Origin of the sequence: Nocardia barduliensis, assembly GCF_013315795.1 — a bacterium.
GTDB classification, from domain to species: domain Bacteria; phylum Actinomycetota; class Actinomycetes; order Mycobacteriales; family Mycobacteriaceae; genus Nocardia; species Nocardia barduliensis.
Genome location: NZ_JABLTE010000090.1, coordinates 13,752 through 32,298 on the forward strand (window position 1 = coordinate 13,752; position 18,547 = coordinate 32,298).

General features: G+C 65.2%; 18 protein-coding genes. 5 read left to right on the forward strand and 13 right to left on the reverse strand.

All coding sequences use genetic code 11. The features are described from left to right. Positions 1-70: 70 nt before the first annotated feature. The 3 genes from HOV91_RS29435 to HOV91_RS29445 form a co-directional block, all read right to left on the reverse strand. Positions 71-1,012, reverse strand: coding sequence for an endonuclease/exonuclease/phosphatase family protein (locus HOV91_RS29435; RefSeq protein ID WP_174188570.1), 942 nt, complete (start codon positions 1,010-1,012; stop codon positions 71-73). Positions 1,013-1,661: 649 nt separating this feature from the next. Beyond that, positions 1,662-2,825, reverse strand: a complete 1,164-nt coding sequence (locus HOV91_RS29440; RefSeq protein WP_174188571.1) for a tyrosine-type recombinase/integrase — start codon at positions 2,823-2,825, stop codon at positions 1,662-1,664. Beyond that, positions 2,822-3,229, reverse strand: coding sequence for a hypothetical protein (locus HOV91_RS29445; RefSeq protein ID WP_174188572.1), 408 nt, complete (start codon positions 3,227-3,229; stop codon positions 2,822-2,824). Before HOV91_RS29445 ends, HOV91_RS29440 begins: the two co-directional genes overlap by 4 nt. A gap of 302 nt (positions 3,230-3,531) precedes the next feature. Between HOV91_RS29445 and HOV91_RS29450 the strand changes: the two genes are divergently transcribed. After that, a complete protein-coding gene (locus HOV91_RS29450; protein ID WP_174188573.1) occupies positions 3,532-3,789 on the forward strand; it encodes a helix-turn-helix domain-containing protein in 258 nt (85 codons plus the stop codon). Positions 3,790-4,042: 253 nt separating this feature from the next. Here HOV91_RS29450 and HOV91_RS40635 read toward each other — a convergent pair whose 3' ends face one another. Beyond that, a complete protein-coding gene (locus tag HOV91_RS40635) occupies positions 4,043-4,261 on the reverse strand; it encodes an NAD-dependent epimerase/dehydratase family protein (protein WP_174188574.1) in 219 nt (72 codons plus the stop codon). Between the two features lie 191 nt (positions 4,262-4,452). On the opposite strand from HOV91_RS40635, the gene HOV91_RS41145 reads away from it, so the two are divergent. Then, a complete protein-coding gene (locus HOV91_RS41145; RefSeq protein ID WP_174188575.1) occupies positions 4,453-5,157 on the forward strand; it encodes a helix-turn-helix domain-containing protein in 705 nt (234 codons plus the stop codon). Here HOV91_RS41145 and HOV91_RS29465 read toward each other — a convergent pair. From HOV91_RS29465 to HOV91_RS29485, 5 genes are all read right to left on the reverse strand, one after another. Next, positions 5,092-5,805, reverse strand: a complete 714-nt coding sequence (locus tag HOV91_RS29465; RefSeq protein WP_174188576.1) for a TVP38/TMEM64 family protein — start codon at positions 5,803-5,805, stop codon at positions 5,092-5,094. The two genes, HOV91_RS41145 and HOV91_RS29465, sit on opposite strands and share 66 nt — an antisense overlap. Before the next feature lie 794 nt (positions 5,806-6,599). Then, positions 6,600-7,220 carry a TetR/AcrR family transcriptional regulator gene (locus HOV91_RS29470; protein WP_174188577.1) on the reverse strand — a complete coding sequence of 207 codons (621 nt, stop codon included), beginning with the start codon at positions 7,218-7,220 and terminating at the stop codon, positions 6,600-6,602. Beyond that, positions 7,217-9,460: an MMPL family transporter gene (locus HOV91_RS29475; RefSeq protein ID WP_174188578.1), complete on the reverse strand. Its 2,244-nt coding sequence runs from the start codon at positions 9,458-9,460 to the stop codon at positions 7,217-7,219. Before HOV91_RS29475 ends, HOV91_RS29470 begins: the two co-directional genes overlap by 4 nt. 482 nt (positions 9,461-9,942) lie before the next feature. Then, entirely contained in the window at positions 9,943-10,980 is a 1,038-nt protein-coding gene (locus HOV91_RS29480; protein ID WP_174188579.1) for an LLM class flavin-dependent oxidoreductase, read from the reverse strand. Between the two features lie 33 nt (positions 10,981-11,013). Next, positions 11,014-11,946, reverse strand: coding sequence for an NADP-dependent oxidoreductase (locus tag HOV91_RS29485; protein WP_174188580.1), 933 nt, complete (start codon positions 11,944-11,946; stop codon positions 11,014-11,016). Positions 11,947-12,059: 113 nt separating this feature from the next. Here HOV91_RS29485 and HOV91_RS29490 point away from each other — a divergent pair, with 113 nt between their 5' ends. Next, on the forward strand, positions 12,060-12,710 hold the full coding sequence (locus tag HOV91_RS29490; RefSeq protein ID WP_174188581.1) for a TetR/AcrR family transcriptional regulator: 651 nt from the start codon (positions 12,060-12,062) through the stop codon (positions 12,708-12,710). A 46-nt stretch (positions 12,711-12,756) separates the two neighbouring features. Here HOV91_RS29490 and HOV91_RS29495 read toward each other — a convergent pair whose 3' ends face one another. Continuing rightward, positions 12,757-12,912: a hypothetical protein gene (locus tag HOV91_RS29495; protein ID WP_174188582.1), complete on the reverse strand. Its 156-nt coding sequence runs from the start codon at positions 12,910-12,912 to the stop codon at positions 12,757-12,759. Positions 12,913-13,318: 406 nt separating this feature from the next. Here HOV91_RS29495 and HOV91_RS40915 point away from each other — a divergent pair, with 406 nt between their 5' ends. Beyond that, positions 13,319-13,795, forward strand: a complete 477-nt coding sequence (locus HOV91_RS40915) for a DDE-type integrase/transposase/recombinase (RefSeq protein ID WP_174188583.1) — start codon at positions 13,319-13,321, stop codon at positions 13,793-13,795. Between the two features lie 427 nt (positions 13,796-14,222). On the opposite strand, the gene HOV91_RS29505 is transcribed toward HOV91_RS40915, so the two are convergent. Then, the gene (locus HOV91_RS29505) at positions 14,223-14,735 is read right to left on the reverse strand and encodes a hypothetical protein (protein ID WP_174188584.1); all 513 of its coding nucleotides are present in this window, start codon (positions 14,733-14,735) and stop codon (positions 14,223-14,225) included. Positions 14,736-15,189: 454 nt separating this feature from the next. Between HOV91_RS29505 and HOV91_RS29510 the strand changes: the two genes are divergently transcribed. Beyond that, positions 15,190-15,411 carry a helix-turn-helix domain-containing protein gene (locus tag HOV91_RS29510; protein WP_281371020.1) on the forward strand — a complete coding sequence of 74 codons (222 nt, stop codon included), beginning with the start codon at positions 15,190-15,192 and terminating at the stop codon, positions 15,409-15,411. A 422-nt stretch (positions 15,412-15,833) separates the two neighbouring features. On the opposite strand, the gene HOV91_RS29515 is transcribed toward HOV91_RS29510, so the two are convergent. Beyond that, on the reverse strand, positions 15,834-17,558 hold the full coding sequence (locus HOV91_RS29515) for a CocE/NonD family hydrolase (protein WP_174188586.1): 1,725 nt from the start codon (positions 17,556-17,558) through the stop codon (positions 15,834-15,836). A 467-nt stretch (positions 17,559-18,025) separates the two neighbouring features. Continuing rightward, on the reverse strand, positions 18,026-18,547 hold a 522-nt coding region (locus tag HOV91_RS29520; protein WP_174188587.1), incomplete at its 5' end, for a CocE/NonD family hydrolase.

The window sequence follows — 18,547 nt, forward strand, 5'->3', positions numbered from 1 at the left end:
CACCATTCCTCGTCGATAGGGTCCCGGCGGCCTCGGAGAGGCAGTTGAAAATTGACGCCGGGACGCTCGCTTACGGGGCGTGGGTTCGCATCTCTATCCAGAGTGGGTAGTGATCGGAAATCCGCCATGACACGTCGTTGCGGGTGAGCCCGGGGTAGCAGTGGGGCAGGAAGTCGAAGGATCCGGCGCGGCCGGTGTAGGTCAGCGAGGTGAGCAGGCTGTCTCCGTCGGGGGTGGAGAACCACGCGATCTGGTCGTAGAAGTGCCTGGTGTTGTCGTTGTCGAAGATTGTGCGGGGGACGGTGTTGAGTTCGGTGGGTGGCCACAGTCCGGTGGAGACGAACGCTTCGTAGAGGGGGTCGCCGATCCGGTCGAGGTTGAAGTCGCCCAGGACCAGCAGGTTGTCGTTCCAGTCCGTTTTGCGGTCGGCCCATGAGCGCATCCATTGCGCGAACGCGGTGACCTCCGGCAGCCGTTGCGCCGGATTGTCGCCCCACAGGACATGCACGGTCGTGAGGATGAATTCGGTCGTGCCGCGAACGAAGCTGGCCGCGTAGGGCGTGCGGGCGAATTGGCGGACCGGTTTGTCCGCGATGGGTGGCAGCACGATTTCGCCGACGAGTCCGGAGGGTTGGACGCGGCGGGAGTTGTAGACGAAGGCGAGGCGTTCGTCGTTTCCTGCGTCGCCTTCGGTGGCGTCGGAGGCGATGACGTGCCAATGCTGGCCGAGTTGCTCCAGGAGAAAGGTGAGGGCGGTGGTGTTGCGGTGGACTTCCTGCAGGGCAACGACATCGAAGCGGGAGATCACCTCGGCGATGAGGGTGACCGCACGCCAGTCACGTTTGGGGGAGTCGGTGGAGGTGGCCTGCCAGGTGCGGCTGAGGTTGCCGAACATGCGCAGGTTCCAGCTGCCGATGAGGAGATTGTCGGCGGATGCCGTAGGGATCGTGGCGGCTACAGCGGCACCCAGCTGAGACGCTTGGTGTCGAACATCGACCGGCGGCGTGCCCATAGTTCTATTGCAGCACAACCCGCTGGGCCGGAATCGATTCTCTGCGCGAGACACGCCGTCGCCGACAGGCTTGCTATCGGCTGAGCCATTCGGCTCGAATTTGTATGCCTTCCTCGGCAGCGCATACAGTTGCTTTGTCAGTTACCGAGCGATCGCTCAGGTACGATACCCCTGATCGCGGCCCCTGGACCGGTTTGCCTGGTTCAAGGGCCACGATTGGTTATCGCCCACCAGCTGTTGATCATGGGTCGCGGCGCAGTCGCCGACGAGCGAACAGGACAATCAGCGCCATCGCCGGTGGTCCCGCAACGATCTCGGCGTTCGCGGGCTGATTTTGCACGAGGTGGGTGCGACGCGATATCGCCGATTGCCGTCATCAATGACGCTCCGTCGCAGCGTTCGGAGGCACACCCGCCAAGGAGAATGACTGCGTCCCCGGTCCGGTGAGTGAGTCCCGGACGACTTCGAGGCCATTCCACGTACTATTCCCCTCGTGAGGTCGCCTAGCGTGATGCCAGCCTGGGCGACGAGAAACCGCCATCACCACAACGACCTCCGAGGATCCGGGGCGCCCTCGCCCCACCTCGGTAGGGCAGTCGGGCCCGTGAGCTCGGAGGTTTGGTCCCCGAGTTGGAGGGTGGCCTGGAGCTCACCGCAGAGACGCGTTGTCGGCCCACGGGTGACGGGTGCGGGTCGCGGGCTGTGTCGGTGCTTGGGTGGGTCCGCGATCAAGCGGGTGGGGTTCGTTGGTGAGGGCTGCGAGCGCGTGGGCGACTTCTTCGTGGGTGGCGCGGATGTAGGTCGTGGTTGATCCGGTGTCGCTGGTGGCATCGGTGTGGCCGGCGTAGGCGTGGGCGACGGCGTAGCCGAAGTTGCGTTCGACCCAGGTGAGGGTGGTGTGACGCAGCCAGTGGGCGCTGACGTTGTAGGCGGCGACCCAGGGCAGATGTTCACGCAGCCGGTTCCAAAGGTGGTCGTAGCGGCGGGAAGTGAGATGTCGCCCGTTCCTGTAACGCAGGACAGAAGCATTGTCGGATCGGTCCTGGCCAGAGGCGCTGGAGCAGGGGCGTTGGTGGATGTGGTCTTGCAGGTGGTGCATGAGGGTGGGGGAGATCGGTTGCCACCGTGTCGTTTCGTTCTTTTCGCGGAGGTAGATCTGGCTGTAGCGGGGGTCGAGGTCTCGGATTCGAAGATTCAGCACTCCGCCTCGCCGACAGGCGGTTTCGACATGCAGGCGCAGGATGAGCGCGTCGAGTTCGCGGTCGTTGCCTGTGGTGGCCGCGGCGTGAAAGATCTCCGACAGTTGCTGGTCGTTGAGGGCGTGGCGGCCGCTGGGCGGCCGCCGGTTTTTGGGCACTCGCAGGGCCGGGTTGTCGGTGAGGTAGCCGTCGTCATCGGCGTGCCGGTATACCCGCCGGACCGCGGCGAGCATGTGCTCATAGGCACTGTGCCCTCCGCGGGAGTTGCGCCGCACCACAGCATGTTTCTTCGCATGTTCGGCCAAAGCCCGAATCTCGAGGGCACTGGGCTCGGTGATCAACCGGCTACCCCACACCTCGACAAGCCGCTTCCAATACGGCCCGTAGTTGCGTAACGAGCCCGGGGAAGCCGCCGCCTCGACCAACGCCACGTAGGCAGCGAAGGTCGGAATCCTCGTGGACCCCGATGTTTCGGCAAACCCCGCCTCAGCAGGGGGCGGTTGGTCGGCGTGGGCGGATGCGGTTGCGTGCGTGATGTCGAGCAGTTGTTCGGGGCGTATGCCGAGTTGGTCGAGAAGCACCCGGGCGGCGGCGACCGCCGACTCGTCTTTCACCGCGACTCCTCTGTGGTGTGTCGGTGCTGGGCGGTGAGGATGGCTGTGAGCAGGTGCGGGGGATAGAGCCTCACCGAGGACCGACTCACGGACCCGACCATCAGGACCTGATCGCCCGGCTGCAGCAGACAACCGCGGCGTATGTCGGCCGAGAGAAAGATCCAGCCGTCGCGCAGCGCCGCCGATCGAGGCGCCGACCCCGGCGTGAGAACGACCGCTCCGGCATCGATGTCCACCGCGAGGGACCGCAGATCCGACCAGCCCAGCGCTTCGGTGATCCGTTTCGAGCACAAGCGGCCGTGGTGAGTCAGCGCCGACACGGCGTAGTGTTCGCGCTCGCCGCGAATAGGTGACAGCGCAGCCAGATTCGGCAACGGCAGCGCCTGGATCGTTGCGGGAACCACCGCAGCGGTTGTCCCCGCAGGCCGGGTAATCGGCGTCATACGACCCCCACCGGGCCGGCGCCAACGAGATGCATCTCGAGCTCCGATCTCTTCATCGAACAGCGGACGTGCATTCACTGCAAGGTTGCCGAGAAGTGGTCATCACACGGTGTCGTGCCGAGGAAGCGGCGAGCTGACACGCTTCGCTTGATGGGCCGGATCGCCGCGGACCAGCATTATAGGACGCTTATGCATGGGATGGAAGTGCATAGGACGATTACGCTCTGGATCAATACGCGTGGGACGTATGTGCTTGGGCCGACATGTCCAGTCCAGGCAAGCCCGCGCTCAATCCGACCGCTGCGGCGTTCGGAGCACGGGTACGTGCCCGCCGCACCGAACTCGGCTGGAGCCAAGAAGCCGCCGCTCATGCGTGCGGAGTCCACTGGACCTACCTCGGGCAAGTCGAACGCGGGCAACGCAGTCCGCGGGTGGAGAACATCATGAAATTTACTGCTGGTCTGCAGACGACGCCGGGGAAGCTGATGGATGAGCTTCCGGTCCCCGAGGACTCGGCATAGGCAGTCCCGACGGGGCGAATCTGTGGCGTAAGGGACAGTGCAGTCACCCAATCGACCGATCGGGGAGTATGCGGTGCGAGCGGATGGGTTCGAGCCGTCCGATTAGTAGTCTGTTCGGTTGCTGACAGCGCAGGGTCCTTGCAGCACCGCTGCAACGTCGTCCCCTGGCGTCTTGTACTCGTAGCTGGTGGCAGTCCTACGCAGCTCGCGCCGTTCACACTTGACGGCCAACCCGACTGATAATCTCGTGCACTCACCTAGAACGGACCTCGACGCGATCACTGGGAGCACAGTCATCAACGGGAACTCGGCAGGTCCGCGGCATTCGAATGTTCGGCTGATCGTGGCTGCTGGTGGTACCGGTGGGCACATCGAGGACCGTCACCTCGAACCCGGACTCCCGGCGCAGCAGCCGACGCACCACATGCGAGCCGATGAAGCCCGCCCCACCGGTGACGAGTACCTTGATCATCCTCTACCGCTTCTGAAATGCTCACCTGCTGAGTGTGTTTCAGCCGCAGCACCACCGTTGTTGAGGGTGGCGGACCGGCTGCAGGCGTGGGTTCAGTCAATCGGTGGCAGTGGGGGTGAGGGAATGCTGAACTGAACTCACTCACGGTTCATTCCATTCACGCGATCACACCGCAATCGGGGGCTCGAGGTTTGAACACACCACAGCGACAGCAGAGCATCAGCGTCGAACAGGCCGCCGAAGCCTTCGCCGCTGAAGTCGCCTACTGGCGCGACGTCAAAGGGCTGGCGAAGAAGGCCCTCGCAGCAAGGATGGGTTTCGACGCCTCCTACGTCAGCCACATCGAATCCGGACGCCACCGACCCACCGTGGACTTCGCCCGCCGCGCCGACGAAGCCCTCGAATCAGGCACCGCGATCTGGAAACGCTGGCGCGACTACGAGACCGCCAAACTCCACGCCTCCAAACCCACACCGACCACCACACCAGCTTTGTTCGACCAGTACCCGGAACCGATCTCGTTGTCGAGCACGACGCCGCCCGCCTCGACTACGACGGCACCGCCTACCGGCTCACGAGGCGCCGCCTTCTGCGCAACACCGGTGCCGAGCCGATCACCCGCTTCCTTATCCGCATCAGTGTCGACCGATACCCCGACGAGCCTGAACGATCTGGTGGCCCCGGCGTGGAAGATGAGCTTGACGGGTCACTTGGCCGCCGCCGACGTTCTGCGCCACCGGCGGACCGCCCGGTTCCGAGCACGGCGCCATCGGACAGTCGGACGGGGACGGCTCCCGTGCCGTCGTCGATCGTCCAGTAGCGGTATCGGCTTACGTTCCCGTCTTCCTCATCGAGATGGGGGGAGGCGTAACCTCGCTCGGCATGGTCACCGGTGAGGCGTCCCTCGCCGGCCGGTCCCCGGACAGTCGGCGTGCCCGGCGGCGGAGAAGAATAGTTGCCGTTGCCGTCACGACCACCGCAATCACCGCGGTGGTCGACCAGAACGACGCGGGCGCGTTCGTGGCGAAACGAATGAGAGCCTTCCCGGCGAAGACGACGAATCCGGCGATGGCGGCCATCGGAACGACGGTGCAGATCAGGTAGGTTTTGAAACGTATACGCGACGCGGCGAGAGCAACATCGACCAGCGGATTCAATTGCAGCGCCAGTCGAAGGAACACGATCGTCCTGGCAGGCCTGGTCTCGAGCCTCTCCATGTAGTTCCGGACCTTGTGAGGAATACGGTTGTGCAGCGATTCCACACCGAACCGGCGAGCGATCAGGAAGACCGCGGTCGAGGCCACGATGTTCGAGATCGTAACCCACAGGACCGCCTCGAATCCGGGCCAGATGAGCAGAGCGGCAGCCGAAACAGGCGCCCCGAGGATGACGAAGTGCGCGGCCGTCACCAGTCCGATGAAGACCAGTGGCCCAACGACACCGCTCGACTCGACCAGAGCACGAAGGCGTTCCGGGTCGGTGAGGACGCCGAGATCGACGATCCCAGGCCCGACGAGTACGACGGCAACCACCGCGACGGCCACAAGAACAAGGCGGGCCACGGCCGTTCGTGACGTGGCTGCGCGCGGCGGGCGCTCGATCGGCCGGACCTCAGCCGACTCCTCGTCGTCCCCTTGCGGTTCGGTGCTCAATGTGGACTCCTCGCGCGGAGTCCCGGTGCCGCGAGGCGAGCGCCGCCGTGGACCCGGACGAAGGGAAGAGCCCTGGGGCGGGATGTTGCGGGGTGGTGGTCCCGCACTGAACGGGCCCGTGTCGGCCGTTCACCGGCCGGTCGTGTGTCATGGATGGGGATGTATGCGGACGGAACCCCAATCCGTCTAGCCATGGAACTTCTCCTCCACGTAGGCCGCCGACTCGTACGCGGCTCGATCCGACGCGGTCCTCGCCGGCCGAAGACGCCCTTGTCCGCTTATTCTGACATATGGAATATATTGTTGTGAAATGGAATTAGGGCTGAGGCTGGCACGCTAGCGCAGTTCCGTCATGTGACACAAGGAACCAAATAGGCGCGGAACGTCGGCGGCACCGCTATGGCAATCGGTAGGCGTCAGCGCCGATGTCTCGTGGGCCATACGGCGGTCACCACCGACAGACGGCCGACGTTGTCGACCTGGGGCCGCACTCGTCGATGCAAAGGTTGGTCGAAGAAGCGCGACGATCGAGATGATCATGACCCCGGCGGCCTGGCCGCTCGCACCCCATCTGCGCCGACCCTCGCGTCGATCGGCGGGGGCGGCCGTCACCGAGCAGACTGTCTTGCCCGGGGCTTGCCGGCATCCGCCGAGCGCGCGCACCGTTCAAGGTTGCACCGGCGATGTCACAGTGGCAGTCCTTGCTCGAGCAGATCGATCGCACGGATCATCTCGTCGAGGGTCCCCGGCTGCAGTAGATCGTCGATGTAGGTCATCACGTGGAGCAGGACGCCGGTGAGCGCAGCGGTGAATACGCGGACGGCGAGCTCGTCCGGCTCACGACCGGTGTACTCGGCGAAGAACCGCGCAAGATTGCCGAAACTGTGGTCCCCCTGGGCCTGCGCCGCGGCGCGCAGTTCGGGTTCGTTGTCGATGAGTTGCCGTCGCTGGGCGTTTCTCGCCCACGGGTCTGCGGTACCGAGAGCATAGAGACCGGTGACCAGTTGTCGCGTGAGGTCGAAGATGGGCAGGCCCTTCGGGAGACCGCGCATCAGTTCCTCCATGCGAGGGCCGAGGCCGTCGTCGAGAATGATCATCTCCTTGGTCGGGAAGTGTCGGAAGACGGTCATATGCGAGACGCCCACCTCCCGGGCGATCTGTTCGACGGTGGTGCGCTTGAACCCTTGCTCTGTGAACAACCTCAATGCGACAGCGCGGATGGTGTCGCGGGTGTGCTTCTTGCTGTGGCGCGGCCGAGGGCCGGTCGGCGTCGCCGACCGGCCCTCGGTGTCGTCCCGAGTGCTCATCGAGTCCCTGTGATAGTGGGTTGTGGGTCGGACACGCGGTCGTGTACCGGGGGCAGTCCGTTGTCTCGTACCGCAGTCCCTTCGATGTCGAAGTCGAGGACCAGTCTGTCGAGCCAGGGCGGCAAACGCCATGCCCTGTCCCCGAGGACCCCGATGATCGCCGGCACGACCATCATGCGGATGATGATCGCGTCGAGCAGCACCGCCACCGCGAGACCGAAGCCGAGCATCTTCGAGATTGTGTCGGGCGCGAGCATGAACGCCGCGAATACGCAGATCATGATGGTCGCCGCAGAGGTGACGACCCGCCCGCCGTGGCGGTAGCCGGCGACAATGGCCTCCTTGGCCGACATCCCGTTGAGGTACTCCTCTCGCATGCGGGTAGTGAGGAAGACCTGGTAGTCCATGGCCAGACCGAACACCACGCCGATGAGGAAGATCGGCAGGAACGACACGATGGGCCCGGGATACTCGACCAGTCCCGCGGCTCCGTCCTGGAACACCGCAACGGTCAGGCCGATCGTCGCGAGCACCGAGAAAACGAAACCGACCGTTGCGACCAACGGCACCCAGAGCGACCTGAATACCGCGATCATGATGAGGAACGCCAGACCCACCACCACGATGAGGTAAGGAACCAGAGCTGTGCTGAGCTTCGACGACAGATCCGAGGTGATGGCTGTCTGTCCGCCGACGTGCAACTGGGCGCCGGCCTGTTCCACGGTCGGCGCGAACTCGCGGATGCGTTCCATGAGGTCTTGGGTGGCCTCGTCGGCGGGAGCGCTGCGCGGGGTGACAGTGATGAGCGCGGAGTCCGCGCCGCTGTTCGGATCGGGGGTACCGTTGCCGACCCAGCTCAGCGCGCCGGGGTTGGTGACGTCGTCGAGAGTCTTGATGTAGTCGACCGTGCTCTGCGCGACGCTGTCGATCGGCCGACCGGCGTCATTGTGGAGCACCACCAGCAGTGGACCGTTGATCCCCTCGCCGAACCCGCGAGCCAGCAGCGACTGCGCGGGCTGCTCGGCATCGGAGGTGAGCGAAAGACCGAGTTCCATCTTTGTGGCCGGAAAGGCAGCGGCGGCGAGGATCGCGAGTCCGACGACGATGAACGGGATGGGCTTGCCGGTGACGAGGCGGCCCAGCCGTACCGTCAGCGAGTTCGAGGTCGACGAGGGCTCGGCATGCTTGATCCAGGGGATCTCGGGAACGAACGCCCGCTGACCGACCGCGCCGAGTGCCGCCGGGATGAGGGTCAGTGCCGTAAGTACCGCGACGACGACCGCGACCGCGGCGCCCGTACCCATCTGCGTGATGATCGGAATTCCCACGACCATCAGGGCCACCACGGCGATGACCACGGTCAAGCCCGCGAACACCACAGCTGATCCCGCGGTACCGACTGCCCGTCCGATCGCGTCCTCCCGCGACCCGCCGCGGTGCAGTTCGCTTCGGTAGCGCGTGACGATGAACAACGCGTAGTCGATCGATACGGCGATCCCCAGCATCGTCACGATGGCGGTGGCCATAGTGTTGATGTCGAGGAATTGCGCGGCAACGGTGACGAGCATGGTGGTGCCGATCACCCCGACAATCGCGGTGACGAGGGGAATCAACGCGGCGATCAGCGCACCGAAAGCGATGATCATGACGACGAACGCGACGCCGAAACCGAGCAGTTCGGCGGTAGCGGCACCATCATTGACCTGCATCAGTGTGCCACTGGCCTCCACCTGAAGCTCGCCGGTGCGGAACTCGTCCATGATGTCGATGAGCTTCTCACGCTGGCCGGGATCGAGTTCGGAGGACTCTATGTCCTGTCGGACCTGAATCAAGCCAACCCTGCCACTGTCGCCGATGATCGACGACGCCAGTGCTGGATTCGCCTCGGCGGCGGTCAGCGGATTGACGATCGTCGTCGGGTCGGCGATCCCGTCGAGGGTGCGCAACTGGGCGACCATTCCGTCGATTTGCCATGAATGCGCCAGCAAACCGTCCTCGGCGGCGACCAGCACGCTCGTCGAGGCCTTGCTCTGCTGATCGTCGACCGCCGGAAAGTACTCGGCGAGCTGACTCGTGGCCGTTCCCGAATCGGTACCTGGAAGGTCGAAGTTCTTCTCGAAGGCCGGATCGAGAACCTGCACCGCTACGGCCAAGCCGACCACCGCGGCCAGCCATCCCGCGATCACTCCCCACCTGTGCTGGAAGCAGAACCTTCCCAGCCGAAACAACGCTGACGCCACCGCGGGTATCCCTTCATCTCGTTGGTTGCTGTGCCGATCCTGTTCGGGGGCAGAGACGACGTTATCATCCAGTTAGTTACTAACTAACATGACAAGCGTCACGTATTGTCTTGTGCACCGCATCCCGACATCGCCGCCGCTCGTGAACACCAGCCCGCCGCCGGGCAACAACTCCGACGCAACTCGGCGGCGCTCCACACCCGCGACCGCAACCTCCGACGCGCTGCCCGCCGCGCCGTCGACGCCGCGCCCACGCAGGGCGAAGACATCGACGCCGCCGGCGCAGCAGCTCTGCCCGAGATCCTGCCCACGGAAGTCTCAGGCTGGGGACGTTGTCACCCGCAGGGCGAGCCCTTTAGCTCCCAGGCCCTCGGCATCGACCGCGACCTGCGGCCCTGAACAGCGGTTTTTGCCCACATCGACGCTATCCGTGACCGAGAAGTCCGGCGTCGCGACTCCGCAAAACCGGGGAACATCAGTGGTCATCGCGCCGATATTCGGCTGGTTTCACGCCGCAGCACCGGAGCGACTTCGGTCATGTAGAGCTCGAGCGAGTCGCGGGTCATGGACCACGGAAGGTTGCCGACGTCGATCTGCCCCATGAAACGGTCGATGCCGAGCAGTTCGACGCGCCGCATGATGGCATCCACGACCTGTTGCGGGCTCCCGACCGGCAGGCTCGCCTCGATCCAGGCCTCATACGTATGGCGCGGGAACCCGTCGGCGGCGAAGGGTACGCCGCTCGCCTGCAGATACCGTGAGTAGTACGGATAGAAGTCCTCTCGTGCTCGCTGCGATGTCTTCCCCACGTACATGTGCCCGCTCGCCGCAACTCGCAGCGAGGATCGTTCGTGTCCTTTCGTCTCGGCTGCGCGGTGGTAGAGCTCGACGCGCGGGACGAACTGCTCGGGACCGGCGAAGAAGCCGAGATTCATCGGGAGACCGAGGGCTCCGGCGCGCATCGCGGAGGCGGGGGTACCACCGACGCCGACCCAGATCGGCAGCGGTGTCTGGACGGGCCGCGGCGAGATCGCCGCAGCCTCCAGGGCGGCCCGAAATCGGCCTGTCCACGTGACGACTTCATCGTCGCGAATCTGTAAGAGCAGCCGCAACTTCTCGTCGAAGAGCGCGTCGTAGTCCGCGAGGTCGTATCCGAAGAGGGGAAACGATTCGACGAAGGCGCCGCGCCCGGCGATGATCTCCGCACGGCCGTCGGAAATGTTGTCGAGCGTCGCGAATTGCTCGAAGACCCGAACCGGATCCTGGCTGGATAGCACGGTCACTCCGCTCGAGAGCCGAAGCCGCTCGGTCACTCCGCTGATCGCGGCGAGCACGATTTCCGGTGCCGACATGCTGAAATCGGGCCGGTGGTGTTCTCCGAAGGAGATGACGTCCAGCCCGCCCGCATCCGCCAGCTTGCCGAGCTCGAGCATTTGGGTGAACCGCTCGTGCAGTGTTCCGGCAGAGCGTCCGTCGCGGTGATCGAGGAGTTCGCCGAAGGAGTAGATTCCCAGTTCCATGTCGTTTCCTGGTCGCTGTTTCGGCGGTCGGGTTCAGCGTGTGGTGATGACGATCTTGCCGAGCGTTCCGGAGGCGAAGCGGTCGAATGCCTCGGCAGCGCGCTCCAGGGGAAAGACGCTCTGGATGGACACCGACGTGGTGTCGTCCCTGTGCAGCGCCGCGAGACGATTGAGGGTTTCCGTGTCCGGATTCGCGTACAGCGCATGCACTCGGACGGTCTCGGACGGAAGTTGATCGGGGGAACCGAGGAGCGTCGAAATCACCTGGCCTCCGGGCTTCACCACGTCGAGCAGTCGGGAGGGGTCGCCCGCGAGGTGGAATGCGACATCCACGCCGCGCTGCTCGATGCTGCGCACGGCATCGGTCAGGTCGCCGTTGTGGTTCACGGTGTGGTCGGCACCCTGGGATCGAGTGAACTTTTCCTCTTCGTCCGTGGCTGCCGTCGCGATGACGGTGGCGCCCGCATTCTTGGCCAGCTGAACGACTTGGCTTCCGACGCCGCCTGTCGCGCCGACGACCAGCACGGTCTGTCCGGCTCGAGGTGCCGCGATTTCGATGCCCTGCAGGGCTGCGACACCGGCGAGGCCGAGTGCGGCCCCGGTGGTGAAGTCGATGCCCTCGGGCAGCCGGGCGAGTCCGACCGCTACCGGAACGTTGACGAACTCGGCGAAGGAACCCTCGCCAAGATAGGGCTTGGTCACGACGCCGAAGACGCGATCGCCCACCGAGTACTGATCTACGTTCGCGCCGACGGACTCGACCACGCCGGCGAAGTCCTTGCCCAGGACGACCGGGAACCGGTGTTCCATCATGTCGGCGAAGTAACCACCGGCAGTCGCGAGGTCGAAGCCGTTGACCGACGCGGCGTGGACCCGCACCTGGATTTCGCCGGCGGCGGGGGCCGGGATGTCGACATCGCGAACCTGGGGGGCATCGCCGAAGCCGGTGAGGACGAATGAACGCATTGTGGGTCTCCTCGAGGTGAGTCAGGAACGATCTATTTAGTGGAGTACATGCTCCACTTAGAGTGTAGCGCGTAACCGGAGTAGCTATTCCACATGGCGGTAGAATCGGTCCTATGAACTCCCCCGAGTCACCCGCGCTGCGTGCGGATGCGCTGCGCAACCGCGAGCGTGTGCTCGCGGCGGCTCGCGCGGTCTTCGCCGAAAAGGGGCTGGACGCGTCCATGAATGAGATCGCCCGCCGTGCCGGGGTGGGCATTGCCACCCTCCTTCGGCGTTTTCCGACGAGGGAGGCTTTGCTGGCCGCGGTGTTCGCGGAGAAGCTGGCCGCTTACCACACAGCTGCCGATGCCGCCCTGGAGCAGGCAGATCCCTGGGAGGGGTTGTGCTCCTATATCGAACGTGTCTGCGAGATGCAGGCCGAGGATCACGGTTTCGCCGACCTCTTCACCACGCAGTGCTTTCCCGATCCGCCCGGGTTGCGGGAAGCGCGTGACCGCGCGGCGGACGCGCTGACCACGTTGATGGAGCGTGCGAAGGCGGCCGGGAAGCTGCGGCAGGACTTCGAGCACCAGGACCTGCCCCTGTTTTTGATGGCCAGCGCCGGCGTGGTGGCCGCGACGCGGCACGTTGCGCCGCAGGCCTGGCGTCGGGTTGCCGGCTACCTCATACAGTCGCTGGCGACGTCGGCTGCACAGCCTCTTCCGCCGGTGCCCTCACGTGCCCAGGTGTATGCCGCCATGACAAGGAACGAGCCGGACAGGTAGTAGCTCGTCGGGCCGGGCCACGGCTCAGGTGCGATGCAGCCGGCGCTTACTCGGGCAGGAGGATGTCCTCGCGCGGGGTTTCCGGGCGGTAGGTGCCCGCGCTGCAGCACGCCAGTACGTTGCCGCGGCCTTCGCTCCCGGTCAGGATGAGCAGTGGCGGCGTCTGGACCTCACCGGCTGGATCGACAGCTCTCTGGAGCACAGGTATCTACTTGTGCGCTCATCACCCCGAGTGGACCCCAGACGCCGGTGCTGGGTACGACCCGCAGGGAGAGCAGGTTGGTGAGGCAATTGACGAGCTGGTCGCTGTTCTCGGCGGCCGACCCTACGAGTTCGTCGCAGCGCGCGTCGAACCGGGATCGTCGCGGCGGCCCCGTGGCGTCGTAGCCATGACCGGCTGGCTGCCTTTGTCGGCCAGCACTCGATCCGGGTGCCTGCGCGGACCCCCTGGCCGAGCCTTGGCAGCCAGATGCCGTCGATGACGGCGCTGAACTGCGGGATGTCACCGGCCTGGCCGACGGTGAGAGCAGCATCGACAGCGGCCGCAGCCGGTGTGCGCAAGTCATATGCGGCTCGCTGCTCCATCCACCGCGTGACCGGCCCAGTGCGTGATCGGCCGTGTCGGCATCGTAGTGGCCTGCGGGCGGCTCGGTCTGCCGGACGCCCTCACGGCGGGCCTCGGCGGCGTGCTGGTGAGCGCACGTGATGGTCGAGTCCACCCCGATCTGCTCGGTGGCGTCGCCGCGGGCTTGCCAGTGGTGCAGGATCTGAGCCCCAGATCCTGGCGCGGGCCCAACGACGAGACAGGGCGACCCAACCGATTGTGGGTCGCCGACGCCACGCGCATACCGTGCGGACAGGACGCGTTCTGGCTGGCAGCGGTCCGCGACGCGTTCTCCAACCGAATCGTGGGCTGGAATACTTCGGACCGCTGCGACACCGAACTGATACTCGGCGCGCTGGAATACGCGGTATGGAGCCGCGACCTCCGCGACGGCGGTCCGGTCCACCACAGCGACCGCGGCTCAACCTACCCCGCGTGCCGCTTTTCGAACCGGCTCGCCGACAACGGGATCGCGCAATAGGTGGGCTCGATCGGCGACAGCTACGACGAAGCCCTGTTGGAGAACTTCTTTCTCCACCTCGAAACCGAACTGATCTACCGGCGCAGCTGGCGGACCCGGGAAGAAGCCGAGAACACCCTCGTTCGCCTAACGCCGACTGGTACAACACCCAGCGCATCTACACGAGACTCGGCCGGCACCGGACGAGTCCGAAGCTGTCCCGTCCGGAACCTGACATCCCCGCCCTCCAGCAAAGCCGGGAACCTCGGGTCCGGAATTCGACGGGATAGGCGCGAGGTACGGAGATCAGCGTTTGGGAAGGTTGTCAGTCGGCAACCAGATTGGAATCCGTTTGATGGGGCAGAGAAGTGGTCACCTATTAGTGCTCCGGTCCCCAACTTCAACGACGCACGAGCGTATAGCTCGCCGGTTTCTTCGCGAAAACGGTTCATGCCGCGCTGGGCGCGACCGTGCCGAATCTTCCACCGGCGGCGGATGGAACGCTTCGGGCCTGCTTGACGCCCGCGACGATCAGGAGGACCGCACCGCCGATGAACAGGACCGTGCCGATGCGGGTGTAGCCCACCGACTGCAATGCGGCGGTGAGACTGGGCGCGGCCGCTCCGTTCACAGCGAGGACCACAACGACCTGCACCAGCCCGGCAGCGACGCAGAGCAGACCGGCAGCGGTGCTGCGAGAACGTACGGCCACGATCGCGATCACCGTTGTGACCAGTGCGAACATCCACGCGATCCACTGGTAGAACGCGGCTTGCAGGCCAGTGGCGCTCACCTCGCTGATTGCCATGAGATCCGCGAAACTCAGGTACGCCGCGGGTGCGGCGGCCGTCGGCGGGATGTACACCCACGACGGGCCGAGGAGCGCCAGCCACTGCGCGACGATCGCCGCGACCAGAAAGCGGTTCACCGTCTGCTGCCAAGGGGTGGGGGAGATGTTCATGTTCGAACCTTTCTGTGCCGCCTGAAGGAGGGTCGATGTCTGCCGGCACGAAGCGCCGGGAATGCGTCGGCCACGGACGCGGGCGGGGACTTCAGCGATTGCGGAAGCGGGCCGGCAAGGGTTGGCGCGGCGACTTCCGCGGTAGCTGTGTTATTGATCACTAACAAGGTAATTCACACTATTGAGCAGGTCAAGGGAATGTCACAAGAAATCTGAGCTAGTAGGTTAGGGGCGATAAACATGCTCCGGCGTGGATACACGCCGCGCGTCCTCGGCCGGTCGGCCGATTTGACCGCTGGAGCGGGATCGGCAACCGCCGACGGAAGGACCGCGCCGAGGGCTCGAGCATTGATCCGTCTGGATCAATCGACGGCTACGGGAGGAGGTGGGCCCATTACGTCCGATGCCATCGCAGCAGGGGGCCGATCCCGCCCCCTCCTGACGCGACGAATACCTGCACAGTGCCTCCATGTTGTTCGCCCGGTTCAGCGTTCACGGTGTCTCGACCAATCAGATCGCCGCTCAGCTCGGACTCTCCGGCCCCGCGCTCTACCGGCACTCCGAGAGCAAGGACGCCATCCTGGCGGAATTGCTGCTCCGCGACGGCGCTCACAAACTCGCGCCCATGTTGCGGGCGATGGCATTGGCCGCTCTGCTCGAGTCCGACATCACCTGACCCGGAACCGCTCTGGGCGGTCCGATGCCGGCGAGCGCGCGGATGGCCGACCCACGCGGGCAGGCAGCCGGCCGCGTACAGACGGCCACGCTACGTCCGGTTCGTCGACGCGCTCTCCACCATGTCGACCGGGAAGATCATGAGGCGGAGGCTGCCCGGCCTGTTCGAAACGTAGCTCTCCCGTGGTGGCGAGGCGCCATGACCCGGGTCCGTTCTTGACATCGCGGCCTACGCGAGAGCGGTAGTGATCGCCATCGGATCACGCGTGGGACCGGCCGGACCCCGTCCCCGTACCTTTCTCGATGCGTTACGGTCAGGGTCTTCCGGAAGGCGATGAAGCCCCGGGGCACCTCGTGCTTCCCCTCGGATCGCCGCCGACGACCGGCCCTTCGCCGGGCGACGGTACCGGCTGCCCGGAGAGGTCAGGCGTTGCGGTCGGCTTGCACCGGGAGCCTGAGGCACGACGAGTTCGACCCGCCGTGCAGGAGCTCGATTGTGCAGGTTTCCCAGCTCGTAGCGCTCGCCATCGGTTGGCCGTTGCCGAGGTTGCGGGCGTAGCGAGGGAATGCGCCACCGCTCACCTGCAGCCGGAGACGGTGCCCCTTCCGGAAACGGTAAGCCGTCGGCATCAACTCGAGCGTGACGAGCAGCGTGCCATCACCGTCCACCTCGACGTCTTCCGCCGGAACCGACTTCGGGCTCAAGCGACGAATGCCGTCGGTCACGTTCATGGAGCGGCCGTCCGGGCTCACATCGCAGAGCCGAACGAACAGATCGGCATGCGGGCGGCTGGTGCGGACCCGGATTTCCGCCACCACGGTGCCGATGACATCCAGGTACTCGGCGAGCGACGGCCCGGTGAACACCGCTACATCGGAGCGGCTTTCGATGTGCCGGTTGTCGACCCGCATCGGCGACGTCACGGACAGCATTGCCCCGCCGGCGCTCGGCGTGGGATCGGCGGGGTCATAAGTGAACGAGGTCACCGCGTCCGCGGGGTGGTCGACAGGCTGGTCGGACAGCGATGCGTCACCGTGCAGATACAGCGCCGTCGACCCGATCCCGCGCGGCGGCCAGAAGTCCGTCTCGATCCACTCATCCGCCTCCTGCAGGAAGAATCTGACGGGCGGACCTTCCGGGGCTGGCCCATCCAGAAGGTAATGGCCGAGCCAGATGAGATCCGACCGAACTGCCGCGCCGGATAGGTCGGGGCGTCCGTGTCCCCACGGGCCGATCGTCAAACGCGCTTCGACACCCGCTTCTCGCAGGCGGGTGTAGTCGGCGAGCTGGCCTCTCATGAAGAGGTCGTACCATCCGGTGACCATGTTCGTCGGAGGCATTCCGGCGAGATCGACGTTCGAGAAGTCACCAACGTCCCAGTGATCGTCATCCGGTTCCGCATGACCGACGAATTCACGCCAGAACGGCACCTCTTCGCCGGTAAGCGCCACATCGGCGGCTTGCAGCGGCAGGCTTCGCGCGACCTGCTCGAACTTGCGGGCGCGTGCCGGATCGGGCAGCAGACTCGCGATGAGCGGGCGAAATCCGGAGTCCTTCTTGCTGACCAGCCTGACCCACTCGAGGGCCACCTCGAGTTGCGGCGCTCCGCGATCGTAGAACCCGGTGATGATCCGGGAAGCGGCGACAGTGATGCTCGACGCGACGAGCGGCGGATCGGCGAACGGAGCTATTGCCCATTGCGTATGCCCCAGATAACTAGCGCCCTTAGTCGCCACCCGCCCATCGCACCACGATTGAGCGCGAACCCACTCGAGTGTGGCAAGACCATCCTCCCGCTCCGTGGTGAAGGCGCGGAACTGGCCGCCGGAACCGAACGTCCCTCGACACGACTGAACGAAGACCTGAAAACCGCGACGAGCGAGGGTCTCTACTTCACCCATGGGGATCACGCCTTCGCGGCCGTAGGGCGAGCGGACGAGCACAACGGGCATCGGTCCGGACATCTCGGACGGCTGATACAGGTTGCCCAGCAGCGTGGCCCCGTCCTTCATCGGCACCGGAAGGTCCCGGCGAATCGAGTAGGGAACGGTATCGCCCGGCAGCTTCAACATCGAGTCGACCAAGCGGCCGAGCAGGCGTTTCGTCAGGCTGGGTGCGATGGCCCGTGAAGTTTCTTCGATCGTCATATCTGTCTTTCTCGGGCTTTCTCGGGGTGGCAGGGCGCATGGTCTGCACGACTGGTTCGTCGGTTCCGGCCGCTGACGCATCACGGGGCGGGTTTGCCATTCTCCTCGCGCGGAAGAGCGTCGTGCACCGGGGCGGGTCGCGGTCGCAGCTGCGATATTCGCCTGTGCATCCTCACTGGCTTCCGTTGTTGTTATTGAGCGATAACTGCAACATCGATGCTTTGGGCCAGATAGAAGATGCTGACGCGTTGATTGACAGCGGCGTTGTTATTGAACGATAACTCGTTCCGTCGGGGCGTTCGGTCATCCTCCCTATTCAGCGGTTCCAGCACCGCCGAACGGTGGTGAAGTTCGCGACATGCGCAGCTCGGAGGACAGGATCGGTGACTTTGCCCCGGTGACCTGCTAAAGGAGTCCGGGGACCCCGAGCTGATCGGCTCCCCGGACTGTTTATCGCGGTAGTACTGCTACGGCGTGGGCGGGATGATCGGCAGGATGATGTGGGAGGGTCGTGCCGCGTCGTGGAAGATCGTCTGTTGGGCGGTGCGCAGGGTGGCGGGGTCTCCGGTGTTGAGGTTGCGATCCCAGCGGGGGAAGTTACTGGAGGTGATCTGGACCCGGATGCGGTGACCAGCGAGGAACACGTTGCTGGTCGACCACAGGTCGATCTCGTACTCACCGGGTCCGCCGGGTACGGCCTGGATGCGCTGGATCCCGTCACAGAGGTTGCGCGAGACTCCGTCGGTGTCGACGTCGCACAGCCGCGCGACCCAGTCGGTGGAGGGTGCGTCGGTGGCGGCGTGCAGGCGGACGCGGACCCGGCCGGTGACTTCGAGGTCCTCGGTGAGGGGTTCGCTGGTGTAGACCAGGACGTCGTGGCGTGCTTCGGTGGCGGCCTGGTCGAGTTGGCCGGCCAGGTACTCGTTGGCGATGACCAGGTTGCCGCCGTGGGTGTGCACCGGGTCGGCCGGGTCGTAGAGGTAGTGGTC